Consider the following 20860-nt stretch of genomic DNA (forward strand, 5'->3'; position numbering starts at 1 on the left):
TCCACGCGCGCGGTGCGGGTGCGCCCCGGCTGCGGGGCCGGGTCCGCGCCCGGGCTCAGCGGGTGAACGCCTCGCACACCGCCTCGTACTCGCGCGTCCACCACACGGCCAGGGCCGAGGCCGCCGGGAACTGGGAGTCCGCGCGGGTGTCGCCGCGCTCGTAGCGCCAGCGCAGCATCCAGAAGTCGTTGAGCCGCTCCCACCACACCCGGTGGACGGCGGCGGTGAGTTCGCAGGGCGTGGCGCCCGCGGCACGGCGGTACGCGCGCGCGTAGGACCGTACCTTCGCGAGGTCGAGCGCGCCGACGGGGCGTACGAAGAAGATCGCCGCGGCCCGTACCGCCTCCTCCGCGCGGGGCTGCACGCCGAGCCGGTCCCAGTCGACGATCGCGGCGTGCGTGTCCCCCCGGTAGAGCAGGTTGAAGGGGTGGAAGTCGCCGTGCACCCACCCCACCGGGCCACCGCGCGGCGGCCGCCGGTGCGCGTGCCGCCGCAGCAGTGCACGCCGCTCCAGCAGACGGTGCCGGGCCAGTTCGTCGAAGGCGTCGGCGGGCCGGTGCCCGCGCACCCGGCGCAGCAGGGCGTCGATGAGCGCGAAGGTGTCGGCGGGATCGGCACTCCGGGAGCGCGCGCCGGGCGCGGACCGGGCTCGGGAGCACGACATGACCCGCTCCAGGCTCGCGTGCACCACCCCCAGGAGCGCCCCCAGCCGTCCGCACTGCTCCGTCGTGAGCTGGCCGCCGTGCCGGTGCCGTCCGTCGACCCACGGGTACAGGGCGTACGCGTGGCCGCCGACGACCGCGACGGTGCGGCCGTCGCGGCGGGCCAGTGGCGGCGCCACCGGGACGCCGAGGTCGGCCAGCCGCCGGGTGGCGTGGTGCTGGCGGGCGATCGCCGCGGGGGCGGCGGTCTCCGGGTCGAAGTGGTGCTTGAGGAAGTAGCGGCCGCGCGTCGTGTGGAGCCGGTAGCCGCGGTTGAGCAGCCCCTGCTCGACGGGCTCGCAGGCCAGCGGGGACCCCGCGGTGTACTGGCGGAGGAGGGCGCCCACAGGGGGCGCGTGATGCACGGGGGGTGGTACGGATGAGCGCGGCACGCGGCAGAGGGTAAGGCACCGGACGGCCCTGTGAGCTGCGGTTTGTGACAGAAAGTCGCAACCGGTCACATGGCGTTCCTGAACGTGATCACAGGACGCGCGGTCCGGTCACAGAGCGTTGGTTCCGGTCACGGGGCGTGCGGTGTGATCAGCCGCGCGTAGCGGGGGGCGCGCTGTCCGTGAGGGCGGCGGCGCGTCGGCCGCGCCACACCGGATGACGTCTTCCCGTGCTCCAGGTGAGCGGGATAACGTGCCGTTGTTCCGGCCCCCTGCAAGGCTGTGACCAGCGACTGTTCCCGGCTTACTCGATTTACTTGGAAATCCAAGCAAAATCCCAGGTCAGGAGGGGTTTCACAGAAATGTGGAGCACTGGGTAACGTGCCTTCTGCAGGCGCTCGCCGGGGCACCTGTCACGTCTGTCTCGAACGTGTCGCACCCACCCTGTGCGTCCGTGAGCTGCAGGCGAGCCGCTCCCCAAGGCCCGGAACGGGCCGAGGGGACCCCAGGCACCCGGCGAACCCGGGCGCCGGACCGACGGAGGAGCACACGTGACCGTGGAGAGCACTGCCGCGCGCAAGCCGCGACGCAGCGCCGGAAAGGCCGGCACCACCGGCAGCAAGCGCACCGCCCGCACGACTCCCGGGAAGGAATCGCAGCCGGACCTCGTCCAGCTGCTGACGCCCGAGGGCCTGCGGATCGAGAACACCGCCTACGACCCGTATGTCGAGGACATCACCCCCGAGCAGCTCCGCGGTCTGTACCGGGACATGGTGCTGACTCGCCGCTTCGACGCCGAGGCCACCGCCCTGCAGCGCCAGGGCGAGCTGGGGCTGTGGGCCTCCCTGCTCGGCCAGGAGGCCGCCCAGATCGGCTCCGGCCGGGCCCTGGACGACGAGGACTACGTCTTCCCGACCTACCGCGAGCACGGCGTCGCCTGGTGCCGCGGGGTCGACCCCACCAATCTGCTCGGCATGTTCCGCGGTGTGAACAACGGCGGCTGGGACCCGAACAGCAACAACTTCCACCTCTACACGATCGTCATCGGCTCGCAGACGCTGCACGCCACCGGCTACGCCATGGGCGTCGCCAAGGACGGTGCCGACTCGGCCGTGATCGCGTACTTCGGCGACGGCGCCTCCAGCCAGGGCGATGTCGCGGAGTCGTTCACCTTCGCCGCGGTCTACAACGCCCCGGTCGTCTTCTTCTGCCAGAACAACCAGTGGGCGATCTCCGAGCCCACCGAGAAGCAGACCCGTGTGCCGCTCTACCAGCGCGCGCAGGGCTTCGGCTTCCCCGGCGTGCGCGTGGACGGCAACGACGTCCTGGCCTGCCTGGCCGTCACCAAGTGGGCGCTGCAGCGGGCGCGCAACGGCGAGGGGCCGACCCTGGTCGAGGCGTTCACGTACCGCATGGGCGCCCACACCACCTCGGACGACCCGACCCGCTACCGCCACGACGACGAGCGGGCCGCCTGGGAGGCGAAGGACCCGATCGCCCGACTGCGCGCCTACCTCGAGGCGTCACACCACGCGGAGGAGGGGTTCTTCGCGGAACTCGAGGCGGAGAGCGAGGCGTTGGGAAGGCGGGTACGCGAGGCGGTCCGCGCCATGCCGGACCCGGACCACTTCGCGATCTTCGAGAACGTGTACGCGGACGGGCACGCGCTCGTCGACGAGGAGCGGGCGCAGTTCGCCGCCTACCAGGCGTCGTTCGCGACCGAGTCCGACAGCGGCGTCGCCGCGGCAGAAGGGGGACGGTGACATGGCCGAGAAGATGGCGCTCGCCAAGGCGATCAACGAGTCGCTGCGCAAGGCCCTGGAGTCGGACCCCAAGGTCCTGCTGATGGGCGAGGACGTGGGCAAGCTCGGCGGCGTCTTCCGCGTCACCGACGGCCTGCAGAAGGACTTCGGCGAGGAGCGGGTCATCGACACCCCGCTCGCCGAGTCGGGCATCGTCGGCACGGCGATCGGCCTCGCGCTGCGCGGGTACCGCCCGGTGGTCGAGATCCAGTTCGACGGCTTTGTGTTCCCGGCATACGATCAGATCGTCACACAGCTGGCGAAGATGCACGCCCGCTCGCTGGGCACGGTCAAGCTCCCCGTCGTCGTCCGTATCCCCTACGGCGGCGGCATCGGGGCGGTCGAGCACCACAGCGAGTCCCCCGAGGCGCTGTTCGCGCACGTGGCCGGCCTGAAGATCGTCTCTCCCTCGAACGCGTCGGACGCCTACTGGATGATGCAGCAGGCGATCCAGAGCGACGACCCGGTCATCTTCTTCGAGCCGAAGCGGCGGTACTGGGACAAGGCCGAGGTCGACCCGGAGGCGATCCCCGGACCCCTGCACAAGGCGCGCGTGGTGCGCGAGGGCACGGACCTGACGCTCGCCGCGTACGGTCCGATGGTGAAGGTCTGCCAGGAGGTCGCGGCCGCCGCCCAGGAGGAGGGCAAGTCCCTGGAGGTGCTGGACCTGCGCTCGGTCTCCCCGCTCGACTTCGACACCCTCCAGACGTCGGTGGAGAAGACCCGCCGCCTGGTCGTGGTGCACGAGGCACCGGTGTTCTTCGGCTCGGGCGCGGAGATCGCCGCCCGTATCACAGAGCGGTGCTTCTACCACCTGGAGGCGCCCGTGCTGCGGGTGGGCGGCTATCACGCCCCGTACCCGCCGGCGCGGCTGGAGGAGGAGTACCTGCCGGGGCTGGACCGGGTGCTCGACGCCGTCGACCGCGCCCTGGCGTACTGAGGAGAGGGTCGTGACGACGATGACTGAGGCGTCCGTGCGTGAGTTCAAGATGCCCGACGTGGGCGAGGGACTGACCGAGGCCGAGATCCTCAAGTGGTACGTGCAGGTCGGTGACTCCGTCACCGACGGGCAGGTCGTCTGCGAGGTGGAGACGGCGAAGGCGGCCGTCGAACTGCCCATCCCGTACGACGGGGTGGTCCGCGAACTGCACTTCCCCGAGGGCACCACGGTGGACGTGGGCACCCCGATCATCGCGGTGGACGTCATAGGGGCTGCCCCCGCCGGGGAGACGCCCGCGACCGCCGGGACGGCCACGACCGCCGGGACGGCCACGACCGCCGGGACGGCCGTGGCCCCGGAGCCCGCGGCCGAGGAGAAGCCCGCGCAGGAGGGCCGCAAGCCGGTCCTCGTCGGCTACGGTGTCGCGGAGACCTCCACGAAGCGCCGCCCGCGCAAGACGGTTCCGGCGCCCGTGGAGCAGCCCCCGCGTCCGGTCGCGCCGGCCGAGGGCGACCTGAACGGCCGCGGCGGGCAGGTGCGCCCGCTCGCGAAGCCGCCGGTGCGCAAGCTCGCCAAGGACCTGGGCGTCGACCTGGCGACGGTGACGCCGTCGGGTCCGGACGGGATCATCACCCGTGAGGACGTGCACGCGGCCGTGGCACCCCCGCCGGCCCCCGGGGCGCCCGCCGCCCCCGAGGCGCCCGCCGCCGTCGCGGCGCCGGCGCCGACGGTGACGTACGACGGCGGACGTGAGACCCGTGTTCCCGTCAAGGGAGTCCGCAAGGCCACCGCACAGGCCGTGGCCGGGTCGGCGTTCACCGCGCCGCACGTCACGGAGTTCGTCACGGTCGACGTGACCCGCACGATGCGGCTGGTCGAGGAACTCAAGCAGGACAAGGACCTGCAGGGTCTGCGCGTCAACCCGCTGCTCCTCATCGCCAAGGCGTTGTTGGTGGCGGTGAAGCGGAACCCGGACATCAACGCGTCCTGGGACGAGGCGAACCAGGAGATCGTCCGCAAGCACTATGTGAACCTGGGCATCGCGGCCGCGACCCCGCGCGGTCTGATCGTGCCGAACATCAAGGACGCGCACGAGAAGACGCTGCCGCAGCTGGCCCAGGCGCTCGGCGAACTGGTGGCCACCGCCCGTGAGGGCAGGACGTCCCCGGCGGCGATGCAGGGCGGCACGATCACCATCACGAACGTGGGCGTGTTCGGCGTCGACACCGGGACGCCGATCCTCAACCCGGGCGAGTCGGCGATCCTCGCGGTCGGTGCCATCAAGCTCCAGCCGTGGGTGCACAAGGGCAAGGTCAAGCCGCGCCAGGTCACCACTCTGGCGCTCAGCTTCGACCACCGCCTGGTCGACGGAGAGCTGGGCTCGAAGGTCCTCGCGGACGTGGCGGCCGTCCTGGAGCGGCCGAAGCGCCTGATCACCTGGGCCTAGCGCTCAGGAGCCCTGGTACGGCGAAGGGGCCGGCCGCTGGACCCCGAGGTCCGCGGCCGGCCCCTTCGCACTGCCGTGCGGGGCGGGATATCAGACGGCGAAGCCGTAGTTCAGCAGCTTCTTCGCGTCCGCCGTGCGGTTGCTCACCGACGTGGACGCCAGGACCGTACCGATGACCGTCTTGCCCTTGCGGGTCGCGGCGAAGACCAGGCAGTACTTGGCCTCCGGGCCGGAGCCCGTCTTCACACCGATCGCGCCGCTGTAGGTGCCGAGCAGCGGGTTGGTGTTGCTCCAGTTGTAGTAGCGGTAGCCGCCGCTCTTGGTGGTCACCTTCTGCTTCGTGGACTTCGTCTTCACGACCGCGCGGAAGGTCGAGTTCTTCATGGCGCTGCTCGCGATCTTCGTCAGATCGCGGGGCGTCGAGTAGTTGCTGCCGTTGCCGATGCCGTCGAACGAGTCGAAGTGCGTGTTCTTCAGCTTGAGGCTCTTGGCGGCGCTGTTCATCTTGCCGATGAACGACTTCACGCGCGCGGCGCGCGTCGAGCCGGAACCGAACTTGTCCGCGAGGGCGTAGGCCGCGTCGCAGCCGGAGGGCAGCATCAGCCCGTACAGCAGCTGGCGGACGGTGACCTTGTCGCCGACGATCAGGTGGGCCTGGGAGGCGTTCTTCGCGACGACGTAGTCGCTGTACGCCTTCTGGATCGTGACCTTCGCGTTCAGGTTCAGGTTCGGCTGCGACAGCACCACCTTGGCGGTCATGATCTTGGTGGTGGAGCCGGTGGACAGCTTGGTGTCCGCTGCCTTGGTGAACAGGCTCTTGCCGGTGGCGTTGTTCATCACGAACCCGCCCTCGGCGGTGATCGAGGGCTTCGTGACGGCCTGCGCGGGTGCCGCGGTGAGGACGCCGGCGGTGAGCACGGCTGCGGTGGTGACCGCTGCTGCGGCTGCTCTGCGAACACGCACGCTCTTCATACCGGTGATCAAGTTGAACGCTCCGATTGCGTCTTGGATGCGCTGAACGCATCCACATGCCCCTGGAGGGCGGTCGGATGACCGGACTGCCCTCTCGGAGAGACATGCGGGAAGCGCAAATGGATGCGCGGTCGCGGCAACGAATGTGACGGGGGTGCGCCGGTCCGGATGGCGGACACCTCTCGGTATGCGTACGTGTTGTATCTATGATGTGCGCATGCCTTCAGCGCCGTCCGCCGCCCCTGCTTCCGCTTCCGCTTCCGAGAGGCTGCCCGCCAAGCAGCCGCCCGCGGCCGACCGCGTGTACGCGCACGTCAAAAAGGGTGTCCTGGAGCGCCGTTACGAGGGCGGGACGCTGCTCACCGAGGGGGAGCTGGCCGAGGAGGCCGGCGTCTCACGGACCCCCGTGCGCGAGGCGCTGCTCCGGCTGGAGGTCGAGGGGCTGATCAGGCTATACCCGAAGAAGGGCGCCCTCGTCCTGCCCGTCTCCGCCCAGGAGATCGCGGACGTGGTCGAGACGCGCCAGCTCGTCGAGGAGCACGCGGCGCGCAAGGCCGTACCCGCGCCGCCCGGGCTGATCGCCCGTCTGGAGGATCTGCTCGCACGGCAGAAGCAGCAGGCCGCCGCCGGCGATCTGGCCGGGGCGGCGGCCACCGACCGCGCGTTCCACGCCGAGATCGTGCGCAGCGGCGGCAACGAGATCCTCTCCCGCCTGTACGACCAGCTCCGCGACCGCCAGTTGCGGATGGGCGTCGCGGTCATGCATTCGCATCCCGACCGGATCGCCAAGACGCTCCACGAGCACGAGGCGATCCTCGGGGCGCTGCGCTCCGGCGACGCCGAGGAGGCCGTCGACATCGTCCACCGTCACGTCAGCTGGTTCTCCCACCTGGCCCGGGGTGAGGTGCGATGACCTCCCGATCCGCCGGTTCCCGCGCCGTCTCCCTGCCCGGTGATCCACCGGGCGGCCGGCGCGCCGTCGCCGTGTGGGCCATAGGCGTCTCGGTCTACTTCGTCGCCGTCATCTTCCGTACGTCGCTGGGCGTGGCCGGACTCGACGCCGTGGACCGCTTCCACGTCCACGCGTCCGCCCTGTCCACCTTCTCGATCCTCCAGCTCCTCGTGTACGCGGGCATGCAGATACCGGTCGGCCTGCTGGTGGACCGGCTCGGCACCAAGAAGGTGCTGGCCATGGGCGCCGTCCTCTTCACGGCCGGCCAGCTGGGGTTCGCGTTCTCGCCGTCGTACGGCATGGCGCTCGCCTCGCGGGCACTGCTCGGCTGCGGTGACGCGATGACGTTCATCAGCGTGCTGCGGCTCGGGGCGCGCTGGTTCCCGGCGCGGCGCGGCCCCATGGTCGCTCAGCTCGCCGGCCTGGTCGGCATGGCGGGCAACCTGGTCTCCACGCTCGTACTGGCCCGGCTGCTGCACGGGGTGGGCTGGACGGCGGCGTTCGGCGGCAGCACGCTCGCCGGGGCCGTCGTGCTCGTCCTGCTTCTGCTCTTCCTGAAGGACCATCCCGAGGGGTACGAGCCGGAGCCGTACCCGCACCGCGGATCGGCCTACGTGCGGCGCCAGATCGTGGCGTCCTGGAAGGAGCCGGGCACGCGCCTCGGCATGTGGGTGCACTTCACCACGCAGTTCCCGGCGATGGTGTTCCTGCTGCTGTGGGGCCTGCCGTTCCTCGTGCAGGCGCAGGGTCTGTCGCAGGCGACGGCCGGTGAACTCCTCACCCTCGTCGTCCTGTCCAACATGGTCGTCGGCCTGGTCTACGGGCAGATCGTCGCCCGGCACCACGCCGCGCGGCTGCCGCTGGTGCTCGGCACGGTCGGCGGGACGGCGGTGCTGTGGGCGGTCACGCTCGCCTACCCGGACCGGCACGCGCCGGTGTGGCTGCTGATCACGCTGTGCGTGGTGCTCGGCGCCTGCGGTCCGGCCTCGATGATCGGCTTCGACTTCGCGCGCCCGGCGAATCCGCCGGAGCGTCAGGGCACGGCCTCCGGCATCACCAACATGGGCGGTTTCGTCGCCTCCATGACGACGCTGCTGGCAGTCGGCGTGCTGCTGGACGCCACGGGCGGCGACTACACCGTGGCCTTCTCCGCGGTGTTCGTCCTCCAGACGCTGGGGCTCAGCCAGATCCTGCGGCTGCGGAAGCAGGCGGCGCGCAGGGAGCGGGAGCGGCTGGTGGCGAGCCGGGTGGAGACGGTGCACGTACCGGCGTAGCGGCCGGGCCCGGCCTGGGGGAGCCGGAACGGGCCCGGGGGAGCCGGAACGGGGCCTGGTGCGCGGGCCCGCGCGGGGAGCCCGTCAGTGCGGCGGGCACTCCAGCCCCGCCATCCGGTCCTTCAGCGCCGTGGGGGCTTCCCCGCAATCCGGTCCTTCAGCGCCGTGGGGGCTCCAGCCCCAGCACCCGGTCCTTCAGCGCCGGGAACTGCTCCCGTGTGGCGGCGACCTTCGCCGGGTCGAACTCCACCGTGAGGATCTCCTCCTCGGCACCCGCCTCCGCGAGGACCTCGCCCCACGGATCCACCACGATCGAGTGACCCGCTTGCGGAACCCCCGCGTGTGTCCCGGCCGTTCCACAGGCAAGGACGTACGCCTGGTTCTCGACCGCCCGCGCCCGGGCCAGCAGCGTCCAGTGGGACCGGCGGCGCTCCGGCCAGCCCGCCGGGATCACGAGCGTCTCGGCCCCCGCGTCCACGAGCGAGCGGAAGAGCTCGGGAAAGCGGAGGTCGTAGCAGGTGGCCACGCCGACGGTCGTCTCCGGCAGACGTACCGTCACCGGCACGGTGCCCGCGCCCATCAGGACGGCCTCGCCCTTGTCGAAGCCGAAGCGGTGGATCTTGCGGTAGGCGGCGGCCAGTTCACCGGAGGGGGAGAAGACGAGAGACGTGTTGTAGAGGGGACCGTCAGGGTCACGTTCCGGGATCGATCCGGCGTGCAGCCACACGCCCGCGTCGCTCGCGGCCTTCGCCATCGCCTCGTACGTCGACCCCTCGAGCGGCTCGGCCTCGGTCCCGAAGTCCTCGTAGGCGAACGCGCCGGTCGTCCACAGCTCGGGCAGCACCACCAGATCGACTCCGGCTTGATCCTGCACGAGCGAGACCGCCCGCCGCCTGCGGAAATCGGGCGATTCGTCCGGGTCCACCCGCATCTGGATCAGGGAGGCGCGCACACTACCACCGTCCTGGCATTCGAGCTGTTGTCCACGGGCCTACGATCGTCACACGAAAGCACTGCCGGGGTGCCTCGTAGCAGCGTAACTTAACCTCCCAAGACACCCGCCGACAGCCGCCTCCCGCCAATACCGCCGTAACAACCGCCCGTGCACCGACCGCCGAGGGGTCCCGTTCCGTGAGTCTGCATCCCACCCTCCAGCCCTACGCCGACGCCTGGACCCACTCGATCGAAGCGATATCCGAGCTGGTGCAGCCGCTCGTGGAAGGCGAGTGGAACCGGCGCACGCCATGCCCCGGCTGGTCCGTACGCGACGTGGTCTCCCACGTCATCGGCCTGGACTGCGAGATGCTCGGCGACCCGCGCCCGATCCACACCCTCCCGCGCGACCTGTTCCACGTCACCAACGAACACCAGCGCTACATGGAGATGCAGGTCGACGTCCGCCGTCACCACACCGCGCCGGAGATGACGGCCGAACTGGAGTACACGATCATCCGCCGCAACCGCCAGCTGCGGAACGAGTCGCGCGACCCGGGCACCAAGGTGCGCGGCCCGCTCGGCACCGAGCAGACCCTCGAAGAGGCCATGCGGATCCGCGCCTTCGACGTGTGGGTGCACGAGCAGGACCTGCGCACGGCGCTGGGCCGGCCGGGCAGCCTGGACTCTCCGGGCGCGCACATCGCCCGGGACCACCTGCTGGCCGCGCTGCCGAAGGTCGTCGCCAAGGACGCGGGTGCGCCCCCCGGCGCGGCGATCGTCTTCGACGTCCACGGCCCGATCGACTTCCTGCGCACCGTCCGGGTCAACGCGGAGGGCCGCGGCTCCATCGACGGCACGCCCTCACTGGGCCCGACGGTGTCGCTGACGCTCGACTGGGAGACGTACGTCCGCCTCGCCTGCGGCCGGGTCACCGCGGACGCCGTGGCGGACCGCATCAAGGTGGAGGGGGATCCTGAGCTGACGGCGGCGATCCTGGGGTCGTTCGCGGTGACGCCGTAGCGGACGGCGACCGACAGCCGGCCGCGCCCGGCCGGTGCCCGGACCAGCGGACCGCCGCGGGGACGTACCGGAGCCGGGCGGAATGTCCGGCGGGCGCCCCATGGGACGCCGGACGGGGAGCACCGTCGCATGCCTCGGGTGCCGGCGCCCGCCTCGGGCAGGGCGTCCCGCACCACGGTGCTCAGTCCTCCTCGTGCTCCTTCTCCGCCAGGTGGATCACGCACACCGCCACCGCGATCAGCAGCGCCGGGTCCGCGTCGTCACGCACGATGTCGACCCCGTAGGTCTCGCGGACGTGCAGCCAGCGCCGGGAGATCTGCGCGAGTAGTTCCCCGTCGTACTCGACGGCGAACTCGCGATCCAGGATCTTGCCGCTGACGTCGAGTTCCGTGCCGTCCACCAGCGAGACCCGGTAGTGGTTGCGCAGCAGGGACAGGCGTTTGCGCCTGATCGTTGCCAGTGGGTCGCCACCGCGCTCGACGACCATCGTGTCGCGCAGGGCGAACATCTTCCGGTGGATGTCGATCAGGACGTGTCCCTGCGTGTCCTTGAGTTCGAACGTGTCCCGCAGCCGCATGGCCTTGCCGTCGACCAGGAAGACCTTGTTGCCGTGCTGGTCCTCGATCCAGTAGTCGTCACCGAAGCCGAGGAGCCGGTCGCGTACGAGGAATCTCATACGACCAGGACTTCCCCGGCGGCCGGTCCGAAACGCCGCCGGTAGGCCGACGGGCTGAGTCCCGTCTCGCGCCGCAGCCGCGCCCGCGTCGGGCCGGTTCGGCACGATCAGTGTGTCCGCGTCGAGCCCCGCCACATCGGTGAGCGTGAAGAAGCCGTCCCGCATCCGGGTCCTGGGAGCGGCCGCACACAGCCGGGAGCCGTACAGCTCGTGGCCGAGTCCGGGCCGTCCCAGCCCGAAGACCTCGATGGCACAGCTCGTCTCGAAGGGGTCTCACTGCTGGCTCTCGATGGTGGCATGGGGCAGCCCGGCGGCTGTCGGTCCCGACGGGAGTGGTTCGCCAAGTCCCGTCGCCTGGCGGTCCTTGAGGACCGGTACGAGCATGTACGCGCCGAGCGGGAAGCTGGCCGGGTGTCTGTGGTGCGCGGTGGCCGTCGGCTGCTGGGCACCCGCCACAACCTGGCCGCCGCCGGACTGACCCAGACACAGTGGCGGGAACGCTGGGAAGCGGCGCGCTGGTTCCTGTCGGCCGATGGGGAGTCGGGCAAGCGCTACGGCAACGAGACGATCCGTGTCATCCCCGACGGAGAGGTCAGCGTCAAGCCGCCCACTCCGCTGGCCGCCCTGGTGAACGCGGAGCACGGCCGGTACGTCTTCACTGCCCGCGTGGCGTTCCCGCACCGGGGCGAGGAGTGGCGCGACCGGGTCGAAGCGAACCGTGCCGTGGCCTACCACATCCACCTGGACACGGTCCGGGGCCGCTGGTACCTGGACGCCTCCGCACGCGCTCTCCTGGGCACCCCGGCCCCCGGGGACGCCGACGGGTCCCCCGCACGCCGCGGGGGACCCGTACAGGACCGCGAACGGCGGCGTGAGGGCTACCGGTAGCCCTCCTGCATGTCCTCGTCGTGGTCCCACGTCGAGCGCCGGTCCTCGCGCTCACGGTGCGTGCCCGGCCTCCGCGTGTCGTCCGACGGGCCGGAGCCGCCCGCGGCGGGGTCCCGCCCGTTCCGGTCGCGCCTCTCCTCGCCGGTGATCTCACCGTGCTCGCGGGCACGGTCCTGGCGGCGCGGCTGGTCGTCGATGTCTCGTGGCATGGAAACTGCTCCCTTGGGGTGGCCCCCCTTTGTGCGTCGAGCATCTCTCCGCGCGGGCCCGTGCGCATCCGGTACGGATCCGTACACGCAGCGTCACCGCGGTTGTCCACAGGCTTCCCGGGCACCCGGCCCCGGATGGCACCCTTGAGCCATGAACGACTCCCCATCGCGTCGCGTCCGTGTCCGTGCCCCCGAGCTGATCGGCAAGGGCGGATGGATCAACGCCGGCGGGAAGGATCTGAAGCTGGCCGACTTCCGAGGTCGCATATTGATCTTGGACTTTTGGACCTTCTGCTGCATCAACTGCCTGCACGTCCTGGACGAGTTGCGCGAACTGGAGGAGAAGCACCGCGACACCGTGGTGATCGTCGGCGTGCACTCTCCGAAGTTCGTCCACGAGGCGGACCACCGGGCGGTGGTGGACGCGGTGGAGCGGTACGGCGTGGAGCACCCGGTGCTCGACGACCCGGAGCTCGCCACCTGGAAGCAGTACGCCGTCCGGGCCTGGCCGACACTCGTCGTCATCGACCCCGAGGGGTACGTGGTCGCCCAGCACGCGGGAGAGGGCCACGCCCACGCGATAGCGCGGCTCGTCGAGGAGCTGGAGGAGGAGCACACGGCGAAGGGCACGTTGCGCCGCGGCGACGGCCCGTACGTGGCGCCGGAGCCCGAGCCCACGACGCTGCGCTTCCCCGGCAAGGCGCTTCTGCTTCCGTCCGGGACCTTCCTGGTCAGCGACACCACCCGGCACCAGCTGGTGGAGCTGGCGGCGGACGGCGAGACGGTCGTGCGGCGCGTCGGTTCGGGCGTACGGGGCCTCGTGGACGGCCCGGCGCAGGCGGCGGGCTTCAACGAGCCGCAGGGCCTGGCGCTGCTGGAGGAGGGCGCGGTGGTCGTCGCGGACACGGTGAACCACGCGCTGCGCCGGCTGGACCTGGCGACCGGCGAGGTCACCACGCTCGCGGGCACCGGCAGGCAGTGGTGGCAGGGCTCGCCCACCTCCGGTCCCGCCCGGGAGGTGGACCTCTCCTCGCCGTGGGACGTGGCGGTCTTCGGCGGCCGGGTGTGGATCGCGATGGCGGGTGTGCACCAGCTGTGGACGTACGACCCGCGGGCGGCCACGGTCGCGGTCGCGGCGGGCACCACGAATGAGGGACTGGTGGACGGCCCGGGCGACGGGGCGTGGTTCGCGCAGCCGTCGGGACTCGCGGTGTCGGCCGACGGGGAGCGCCTGTGGCTGGCGGACTCCGAGACGAGTGCCCTGCGCTGGGTGGACCGGGACGGCGCGGTCCACACGGCGGTCGGCACGGGGCTGTTCGACTTCGGTCACCGGGACGGCGCGGCCCAACAGGCCCTGCTCCAGCATCCGCTGGGCGTGACCGCGCTGCCGGACGGCTCGGTGGCGGTCAGCGACACCTACAACCACGCGCTGCGGCGCTACGATCCGGCGACGGACGAGCTGACCACCCTGGCGACGGACCTGCGGGAGCCGTCGGACGCCGTGCTGGACGGCGGGGACATCGTGGTCGTGGAGTCGGCCCGGCACCGGCTGACCCGGCTGCGGCTGCCGCAGGAGGCGGTGCGGGTCGCCTCGGTCGCCCACCGCACCCAGCGCGCCGCCACCGAAGTGGCGCCCGGCACGCTCCGGTTGGACGTGGTCTTCCAGGCGCCGGCCGGCCAGAAGCTGGACACGCGCTACGGCCCGTCGACCCGTCTGCTGGTCTCCTCGACCCCGGCCGGGCTGCTGCTTCGGGGCGAGGGCGCGGGCACCGACCTGGCACGCGAACTGGAGCTGGATTCGTCCATACCGGAGGGCGTCCTGCACGTCTCGGCGATGGCGGCGTCCTGTGACGACACAGCGTCCGACGGCGGCTCCGCCGCGGGGACGAACGAGTACCCGGCGTGCCACGTCCACCAGCAGGACTGGGGCGTCCCGGTCCGGATCACGGAAGGGGGCACGTCGCGGCTTCCGCTGGTGCTGGCGGGCATGGACACGCAGTAGGGCCACCGGGGCGGCGCCGGGGCGGGGTCAGATCCCGTACCCGTCGCCACATCCGTCCCGGTGGTGGTGCCGCTCCTCGTCGATCACCGGGGTGGGCGGCACCACGACCCACCTCCGGCAGTGGACGCTGCTGGAGATCGCGGCCCCGATCAGCCCGACGACCATGAAGATGACGCCGACCAGATGCAGGTTGACGCCGTTCATGTGCCAGTCGGTCGCGAACGCGAGGATCGCTCCCGCGGCGATCAGGATGATGCACCCGCCCAGGCCCATGAGTCCTTCCCTCCCTGTGGGTCCCGCCCTTCCGGCCCCGGTCCGGTACCCGGCGCGGCGGAGGGCATGCGGGGCGGCCGGCGGGCGGGCCGCCGGGGCTCAGCCCGCGAGGAACGCGGCGAGCGCGTTCGCCAGCAGGTAGGGGTCCTTGGCGCTGCACAGTTCGCGGGCGCTGTGCATCGACAGGATCGCCGCTCCGATGTCGACCGTCTTGATGCCGTGGCGGGCCGCGGTGATGGGGCCGATGGTCGTGCCGCAGGGCATCGCGTTGTTGGAGACGAAGGACTGGAACGGCACGTCCGCCTTCTCGCAGGCGGCCGCGAAGATCGCCCGGCCCGAACCGTCCGTGGCGTAGCGGTTGTTGACGTTGACCTTGAGGATCGGACCGCCGCCCGCCCGGGGGTGGTGCGTCGGGTCGTGCCGCTCCGCGTAGTTGGGGTGGACGGCGTGCCCGGTGTCGGAGGACAGGCAGACGGCGCCCGCGAAGGCCCGCGCCCGGTCCTCGTAGGAGCCGCCGCGTGCGAACACCGAGCGCTCCAGGACCGATCCCAGCAGCGGGCCGTCGGCGCCGGTGTCCGACTGGGAGCCGTTCTCCTCGTGGTCGAAGGCCGCGAGGACCGGAATGTACGACAAGGAGGCGTCGGAGGCGGTCACGGCCGTCAGTGCCGCGACGGCCGCGTGCACCGACAGCAGGTTGTCCATGCGCGGGCCCGCGACCAGCTCCTCGTCCCGGCCCAGATAGGCCGGCGGCTCGACGGAGTGGGTCATCAGGTCCCAGCCCGTCACCTCGCCCGCGGCCAGGCCCAGCTCCTGTTCCAGGAACGCGATCAGGTCACCGTCCCGTACGTCGTCGCCGAGTCCCCACACCGGCTGGAGATGGCGCTGCTGGTCCAGCTTCAGTCCCTCGGACGAGACCGAGCGGTCGAGGTGGACGGCCAGCTGCGGCACGCGCAGCAGCGGCCTGTCGACGTTCACCAGGCGCGTCGAGCCGTCGCGCAGGGACAGCCGTCCGGCCAGGCCCAGGTCGCGGTCCAGCCAGGAGTTGAGCAGCGGGCCGCCGTAGATCTCCACCGCGATCTGCCGCCAGCCGTGCGCGCCGCTGTCCGGGCGTGGCTTGACCCGCAGGTTCGGGGAGTCGGTGTGCGCGCCCACGATCCGGAAGGGCGTGTGCGGGTCGGCGCCCTCGGGGACGTACCAGGCGATGATCGCGCCTCCGCGCTGCACGTACCGGCCGCCGCTCGTCCCGTCCCACGCGTCCGTCTCGGCGACCTGCCGGAAGCCGGCCTTCTCCAGCCGCTCGGCGGTGTTCGCCACCGCGTGGTATGGCGTGGGGGTCGCCGCGAGGAAGGACAGCAGGTCGTCGGTGTGGCCGCGGTCGAAGGTGAGGGGCGCGCGCGCAGCGCTCCCGGAGGGCGCGGCGGCGTGAGGCGGGCGGGCACTTGTGCTCATGGGTTCACCTTAACGACGGACGAGGGCCCGCTCCCGGCGATGGGGAGCGGGCCCTCGTAAGGGGGATGTGGAGGTCGGGGCCAACCGGGCGGAGCGGGCCTAGAAGGCGGCCTCGTCCAGCTCCATGAGGTCCAGGTCCACGTCCTCGGACACCTTGCGGGCGAGGGTCACGCCCGGCAGGACGTTGGCCGCGAAGAACTTCGCCGCCGCGATCTTGCCCTGGTAGAACGCCAGGTCCTTGGAGGACACGGCCTTGGCGGAGGCCGTCGCCAGCTTCTCGGCGGCGACCGCGGCGCCCTTCAGCAGCAGATAGCCGACGACCACGTCACCGGAGGCCAGCAGCAGGCGGGTGGTGTTCAGGCCCACCTTGTAGATGTTCTTGACGTCCTGCTCGGTGTCCGCGAGGTCGGTCAGCATCAGGCCGACGATGGCCTCCAGCTCCACGGCCGCCTTGGCCAGGTGCTCGCGGGCGGCGGCCAGCTCGTCGCCGCCGGTGCCGAGCGCCAGGAACTTCTTGATGTCCTCGGCGAGCGAGTTCAGCGCGGCGCCCTGGTTGCGGACGATCTTCCGGAAGAAGAAGTCCTGGCCCTGGATCGCCGTGGTGCCCTCGTACAGGGTGTCGATCTTGGCGTCGCGGATGTACTGCTCGATCGGGTACTCCTGCAGGAAGCCGGAGCCGCCGAAGGTCTGCAGCGACTGGGCGAGCTGCTCGTAGCCCTTCTCGGAGCCGTAGCCCTTGACGATCGGCAGGAGCAGGTCGTTGAGGGCGTGCTCGGCGGAGGCGTCCTCGCCGGTCGCCTCCTTGACCGCGATGGTGTCCTGGACGGAGGCGGTGTAGAGGACGAGAGCGCGCATGCCCTCCGCGTACGCCTTCTGCGTCATCAGGGAGCGGCGCACGTCGGGGTGGTGCGTGATGGTGACCTTGGGCGCGGTCTTGTCCATGAAGTTGGCCAGATCCGGACCCTGGACGCGCTCCTTGGCGTACTCCAGCGCGTTCAGGTAGCCGGTGGACAGCGTGGAGATCGCCTTCGTGCCGACCATCATGCGGGCGAACTCGATGATCCGGAACATCTGGCGGATGCCGTCGTGCTTGTCGCCGATCAGCCAGCCCTTGGCCGGGTGGCGGTCGCCGAAGGTCATCTCGCAGGTGTTGGACGCCTTCAGGCCCATCTTGTGCTCGACGTTCGTGGCGTACACGCCGTTGCGCTCGCCCAGCTCGCCGGTCTCGAAGTCGAAGAGGTACTTCGGGACGAGGAAGAGGGACAGGCCCTTGGTGCCGGGGCCGGCGCCCTCGGGACGGGCGAGCACGTAGTGGAGGATGTTCTCCTCCATGTCGTGCTCACCGGAGGTGATGAAGCGCTTCACGCCCTCGATGTGCCAGGAGCCGTCCTCCTGCTGGATCGCCTTGGTGCGCCCGGCGCCGACGTCCGAGCCGGCGTCCGGCTCGGTGAGCACCATGGTGGAGCCCCAGGTCTTCTCGACGGCTATCTTGGCGATCTTCTTCTGGACCTCGTTGCCCTCGTCGAAGAGGATGCGGGCGAACGCCGGGCCGGAGGAGTACATCCAGATCGCCGGGTTCGCGCCGAGGATCAGCTCCGCGTAGGCCCAGATCAGGGTCGGCGGCGCGGTGGTGCCGCCGACCTCCTCGGGCAGGCCGAGGCGCCAGTACTCGGAGTCCATGAACGCCCTGTAGCTCTTCTTGAAGGACTCAGGGACCGGGGCGGTGTTCGTCTCGGGGTCGAAGACCGGCGGGTTGCGGTCGGCGTCCGCGAAGGACTCGGCCAGCTCGTTCTCGGCGAGGCGGGTGAGCTCCTCCAGGATGCTCTTGGCGGTGTCCGTGTCCATCTCCGCGAACGGGCCGGTGCCGTACAGCGTGTCGCGGCCGAGCACCTCGAAGAGGTTGAACTCGATGTCGCGGAGATTCGACTTGTAGTGCCCCATGGCGACGGCTCCGTAGAGGGATCGGCGAGGCACTGACTCCTCGCATCGTTCACGTACCAACAAGTAGCTCCGATGATGCTACCCGTCGGTAATAAGAATCAACCCCTGATGGCCCATATGTGGCCCACTACTCTTTGGGGCATGTACGGCTACCAGAACACCGGAGCGCAGCAGTACGCCCCGCCGCAGCAGCAGATGCCCGGGGCGATGCCGGGTGGTCAGATGCCCGGCGGGTACGGCCAGCAGCCGCCGCTCTACCCCGAGCCGTCGCCGCCGTCGCTCGCGGACGCGGTCCGCGCCTTCACCACGGGTTCGATGTCGGCCGAGGACTTCCAGCAGATCTTCGCCACGTCCAAGGTGTACTGCCCGCGCGGGGACAACCCCGGTTTCCTCGCGCTGCACAACACTCAGCAGCCCGTGATTCCGATGTTCACCACGCTCAAGGAGCTGCGCCGGTACGCCGGCAAGGAGTCCAAGTACTTCGTGATCACCGGGGCCGAGGTGATCGACCTGCTGCCGACCGGGTACGGGTTCGTCCTCGACATGGAGGGCGAGCACCGGATGGTGTTCGACGCGAAGGCGGTCGAGCAGATGGTCGAGTTCGCGATGCGGCGGATGTACGGCTAGACGCCCCTGTATACCCCTGTATACCCCTGTACGCCCCCTGTGCGCCCCGCGGGGGAGCACCCCGAGCCCAGAGGGAATGCCCTCCGGGCTTTCTGTGTTCCTGGGTGGTGGAAAGTTCAATCGTCAACTAAAGTGGGAGCACAAGGAGGTACCGACATGCCTGCAGTGACCGTCGAGAACCCGCTGACCCTTCCCCGTGTGGTGGCGCCGGCCGGCGCCGTGGCCCGTCCCGTGCTCGGTGTCACGACCGCGCCCAGCGGCTTCGAGGGCGAGGGTTTTCCGGTCCGCCGCGCGTTCGCCGGGATCCACTACCGCCACCTCGACCCGTTCATCATGATGGACCAGATGGGTGAGGTGGAGTATCAGCCTGGGGAGCCGAAAGGGACCCCGTGGCATCCGCACCGCGGCTTCGAGACCGTCACGTACATCATCGACGGCATCTTCGACCACCAGGACTCCAACGGTGGCGGCGGCACCATCACCAACGGCGACACCCAGTGGATGACCGCGGGCTCGGGGCTGCTGCACATCGAGGCCCCGCCCGAGTCGCTCGTCCTGTCCGGCGGCCTCTTCCACGGCATCCAGCTCTGGGTGAACCTCCCCGCCGAGGACAAGATGATGGCCCCGCGCTACCAGGACATCCGTGGCGGTCAGGTCCAGCTGCTGACCACCCCCGACGGCGGCGCGCTGCTGCGCGTCATCGCCGGTGAGCTGGACGGCCACAAGGGCCCCGGGATCACGCACACGCCGATCACCCTGCTCCACGCCACGGTCGCGCCCGGTGCGGAGGTCACGCTGCCCTGGCGCGAGGATTTCAACGGCCTCGCGTACGTCCTGGCCGGCCGCGGCGGGGTGGGCATCGAGCGGCGCCCGGTCCACGTCGGCCAGACCGCCGTGTTCGGTGCCGGATCCTCGCTGACCGTCCGGGCGGACGACAAGCAGGACTCCCACACTCCGGACCTGGAGGTCCTGCTGCTGGGCGGACGGCCGATCCGTGAGCCGATGGCGCACTACGGCCCGTTCGTGATGAACACCCGCGAGGAGCTCCAGCAGGCGTTCGAGGACTTCCAGAAAGGCCGGATGGGGACGGTCCCCGCGGTCCACGGGATGACCGGGGGCGGCCCCCAGGACGCCTGACCGAGGGGTGCCCGGCCGCCGGATCTGACAGGGTGTCACCCGGGCGGGCCGTCCGCACAGGACAGCCCGCCCCCGCCGTGGTCGGCTGGAGGCGTGCAGCTCCTCCCCGACCCCGTACGCCGGCTCGCCGCCTGGTGCGTCGTCGTCCTGCTGGTGGCGGGGGTCGGCTGGGTCGGGGTCCAGCTGTGCGGGCAGTTCCGCACGGCCGTCGTGCCCGTGCTGCTCGCGCTGCTCGGGACCGCGCTCCTCGGCCCCTTGCACCGGCGGCTGGTAGGGGTCGGCGTGCACCGGTCGCTCGCCGCCGCGGTCACCTGCGTCGCCGTGGTGGCGGTGGTCGGCGGGGCCGTGTACATCGTCGTCGCCGCGCTCGTCGACAACGGCGACCAGATCGTCTCCTCGCTCAAACGGGCCGCGAAGTCCCTCGCGGAGTACTTCGGGGCGGCCGGCACCTCGCTGGACGACCTGGCCTCCAACTCCAGGGAGCTGCTCGGCAGGTTCGGCGGGACCGCCGCCTCCAACGTCATCAGCGGGGTCAGCGTTGTCGGCGAGACCGTCGCCATGGCCGTGCTGGCCCTGCTGCTCGTCTTCTTCTTCCTGCGCGACTCCTACCGGGTCGCGGAGGCGCTGCGCTCCCTCGCCCCGCACGGCGCCGCCGACACCGTCGAGATCATGGCGCGACGCGCCTTCGCGGCGGTCGAGGGGTTCATGCGCGGGACCACCTTGATCGCCTTCATCGACGCGACCTGCATCGCCGTGGGGCTGCTGATCCTGGGCGTCCCGGGCGCGGTGGGGCTCGGCGCGATCGTGTTCGTCGGCGCCTACATCCCCTACCTCGGTGCCTTCATCTCCGGCGCGGTCGCGGTCCTGGTCGCCCTCGCGGACCGCGGGTTCGTCATCGCGCTGTGGGCGCTCGGGGTGGTCGTCGCGGTGCAGGTGCTGGAAGGGCACGTGCTCCAGCCGATGGTGCAGAGCCGGACCGTGCAGATGCACCCGGCGGCCGTGCTGCTGGCGCTCACCGCGGGGGCGTCGGTCGCCGGGATCCTCGGGATGCTGCTGGCGGTGCCGCTGACGGCGGCGGCGTTCGGCGTCGCGCACGAGGTGCGGGAGCGGTACGGGAGCGGGGAGGGGGAGGGCGCGGCGGGGGCGGGGGCGGAGCCGTGCGCGGAGGGGGAGCCGCCGGAGGCGTGACGGGGGGGGGTGCCCCTATCTGTTTCGTCAACCCTGG

General features: G+C 71.1%; 18 protein-coding genes and 1 pseudogene. 11 read left to right on the forward strand and 8 right to left on the reverse strand.

From position 1 onward, the window contains the following. Positions 1–55: 55 nt before the first annotated feature. Positions 56–1066, reverse strand: a complete 1011-nt coding sequence (locus ACFSL4_RS32525; protein ID WP_381091057.1) for a phosphotransferase — start codon at positions 1064–1066, stop codon at positions 56–58. Positions 1067–1641: 575 nt separating this feature from the next. On the opposite strand from ACFSL4_RS32525, the gene pdhA reads away from it, so the two are divergent. Genes pdhA through ACFSL4_RS32540 form a run of 3 tightly spaced genes read left to right on the forward strand, consistent with a single transcriptional unit; the run spans position 1642 to position 5279 of the window. Next, the gene (gene pdhA / locus ACFSL4_RS32530) at positions 1642–2853 is read left to right on the forward strand and encodes a pyruvate dehydrogenase (acetyl-transferring) E1 component subunit alpha (RefSeq protein ID WP_381091012.1); all 1212 of its coding nucleotides are present in this window, start codon (positions 1642–1644) and stop codon (positions 2851–2853) included. Position 2854: 1 nt separating this feature from the next. Continuing rightward, positions 2855–3832 (forward strand): alpha-ketoacid dehydrogenase subunit beta, encoded by a 978-nt coding sequence (locus ACFSL4_RS32535; protein ID WP_381091015.1) that lies wholly within the window; start codon positions 2855–2857, stop codon positions 3830–3832. A 10-nt stretch (positions 3833–3842) separates the two neighbouring features. Further along, positions 3843–5279 (forward strand): dihydrolipoamide acetyltransferase family protein, encoded by a 1437-nt coding sequence (locus tag ACFSL4_RS32540; protein WP_381091018.1) that lies wholly within the window; start codon positions 3843–3845, stop codon positions 5277–5279. A 90-nt stretch (positions 5280–5369) separates the two neighbouring features. Here ACFSL4_RS32540 and ACFSL4_RS32545 read toward each other — a convergent pair whose 3' ends face one another. Further along, a complete protein-coding gene (locus tag ACFSL4_RS32545; protein ID WP_381091020.1) occupies positions 5370–6251 on the reverse strand; it encodes a D-alanyl-D-alanine carboxypeptidase family protein in 882 nt (293 codons plus the stop codon). A 217-nt stretch (positions 6252–6468) separates the two neighbouring features. Between ACFSL4_RS32545 and ACFSL4_RS32550 the strand changes: the two genes are divergently transcribed. Next, a complete protein-coding gene (locus ACFSL4_RS32550; protein WP_381091023.1) occupies positions 6469–7164 on the forward strand; it encodes a GntR family transcriptional regulator in 696 nt (231 codons plus the stop codon). After that, a complete protein-coding gene (locus ACFSL4_RS32555; protein WP_381091026.1) occupies positions 7161–8477 on the forward strand; it encodes an MFS transporter in 1317 nt (438 codons plus the stop codon). The genes ACFSL4_RS32550 and ACFSL4_RS32555 overlap by 4 nt, the downstream gene beginning before the upstream one ends. Positions 8478–8634: 157 nt before the next feature. Here the strand turns inward: ACFSL4_RS32555 and ACFSL4_RS32560 are convergent, their stop codons facing one another. Then, the gene (locus ACFSL4_RS32560; RefSeq protein WP_381091029.1) at positions 8635–9429 is read right to left on the reverse strand and encodes a carbon-nitrogen family hydrolase; all 795 of its coding nucleotides are present in this window, start codon (positions 9427–9429) and stop codon (positions 8635–8637) included. A gap of 179 nt (positions 9430–9608) precedes the next feature. Between ACFSL4_RS32560 and ACFSL4_RS32565 the strand changes: the two genes are divergently transcribed. Then, the gene (locus ACFSL4_RS32565; protein WP_381091031.1) at positions 9609–10433 is read left to right on the forward strand and encodes a maleylpyruvate isomerase family mycothiol-dependent enzyme; all 825 of its coding nucleotides are present in this window, start codon (positions 9609–9611) and stop codon (positions 10431–10433) included. 181 nt (positions 10434–10614) lie between these two features. Here ACFSL4_RS32565 and ACFSL4_RS32570 read toward each other — a convergent pair whose 3' ends face one another. Continuing rightward, positions 10615–11109, reverse strand: a complete 495-nt coding sequence (locus ACFSL4_RS32570) for an LURP-one-related/scramblase family protein (RefSeq protein WP_381091034.1) — start codon at positions 11107–11109, stop codon at positions 10615–10617. Between the two features lie 291 nt (positions 11110–11400). Between ACFSL4_RS32570 and ACFSL4_RS32575 the strand changes: the two are divergent. Beyond that, positions 11401–11889 (forward strand): annotated as a pseudogene (locus tag ACFSL4_RS32575) (IS200/IS605 family accessory protein TnpB-related protein); the annotation flags it as partial. 98 nt (positions 11890–11987) lie between these two features. Here ACFSL4_RS32575 and ACFSL4_RS32580 read toward each other — a convergent pair. Continuing rightward, positions 11988–12206 carry a hypothetical protein gene (locus ACFSL4_RS32580; protein WP_381091037.1) on the reverse strand — a complete coding sequence of 73 codons (219 nt, stop codon included), beginning with the start codon at positions 12204–12206 and terminating at the stop codon, positions 11988–11990. 151 nt (positions 12207–12357) lie between these two features. Here ACFSL4_RS32580 and ACFSL4_RS32585 point away from each other — a divergent pair, with 151 nt between their 5' ends. Next, on the forward strand, positions 12358–14208 hold the full coding sequence (locus tag ACFSL4_RS32585) for an NHL domain-containing thioredoxin family protein (protein WP_381091040.1): 1851 nt from the start codon (positions 12358–12360) through the stop codon (positions 14206–14208). A 27-nt stretch (positions 14209–14235) separates the two neighbouring features. Here ACFSL4_RS32585 and ACFSL4_RS32590 read toward each other — a convergent pair whose 3' ends face one another. The 3 genes from ACFSL4_RS32590 to ACFSL4_RS32600 form a co-directional block, all read right to left on the reverse strand. Then, positions 14236–14481, reverse strand: a complete 246-nt coding sequence (locus tag ACFSL4_RS32590) for a hypothetical protein (RefSeq protein WP_381091042.1) — start codon at positions 14479–14481, stop codon at positions 14236–14238. Between the two features lie 99 nt (positions 14482–14580). Next, on the reverse strand, positions 14581–15930 hold the full coding sequence (locus ACFSL4_RS32595; protein ID WP_381091044.1) for a M18 family aminopeptidase: 1350 nt from the start codon (positions 15928–15930) through the stop codon (positions 14581–14583). A gap of 99 nt (positions 15931–16029) precedes the next feature. Beyond that, on the reverse strand, positions 16030–17871 hold the full coding sequence (locus tag ACFSL4_RS32600) for an acyl-CoA dehydrogenase (protein WP_381091059.1): 1842 nt from the start codon (positions 17869–17871) through the stop codon (positions 16030–16032). A 141-nt stretch (positions 17872–18012) separates the two neighbouring features. Here ACFSL4_RS32600 and ACFSL4_RS32605 point away from each other — a divergent pair, with 141 nt between their 5' ends. The 3 genes from ACFSL4_RS32605 (at position 18013) to ACFSL4_RS32615 (ending at position 20823) form a co-directional block, all read left to right on the forward strand. After that, positions 18013–18498 (forward strand): SseB family protein, encoded by a 486-nt coding sequence (locus tag ACFSL4_RS32605; RefSeq protein ID WP_381091046.1) that lies wholly within the window; start codon positions 18013–18015, stop codon positions 18496–18498. A 156-nt stretch (positions 18499–18654) separates the two neighbouring features. Then, positions 18655–19635: a pirin family protein gene (locus ACFSL4_RS32610; protein WP_381091048.1), complete on the forward strand. Its 981-nt coding sequence runs from the start codon at positions 18655–18657 to the stop codon at positions 19633–19635. Between the two features lie 93 nt (positions 19636–19728). Continuing rightward, a complete protein-coding gene (locus tag ACFSL4_RS32615; protein ID WP_381091050.1) occupies positions 19729–20823 on the forward strand; it encodes an AI-2E family transporter in 1095 nt (364 codons plus the stop codon). Positions 20824–20860 lie beyond the last annotated feature (37 nt).

It is taken from the genome of Streptomyces caeni (genome assembly GCF_042678285.1).
Lineage (GTDB): Bacteria > Actinomycetota > Actinomycetes > Streptomycetales > Streptomycetaceae > Streptomyces > Streptomyces caeni.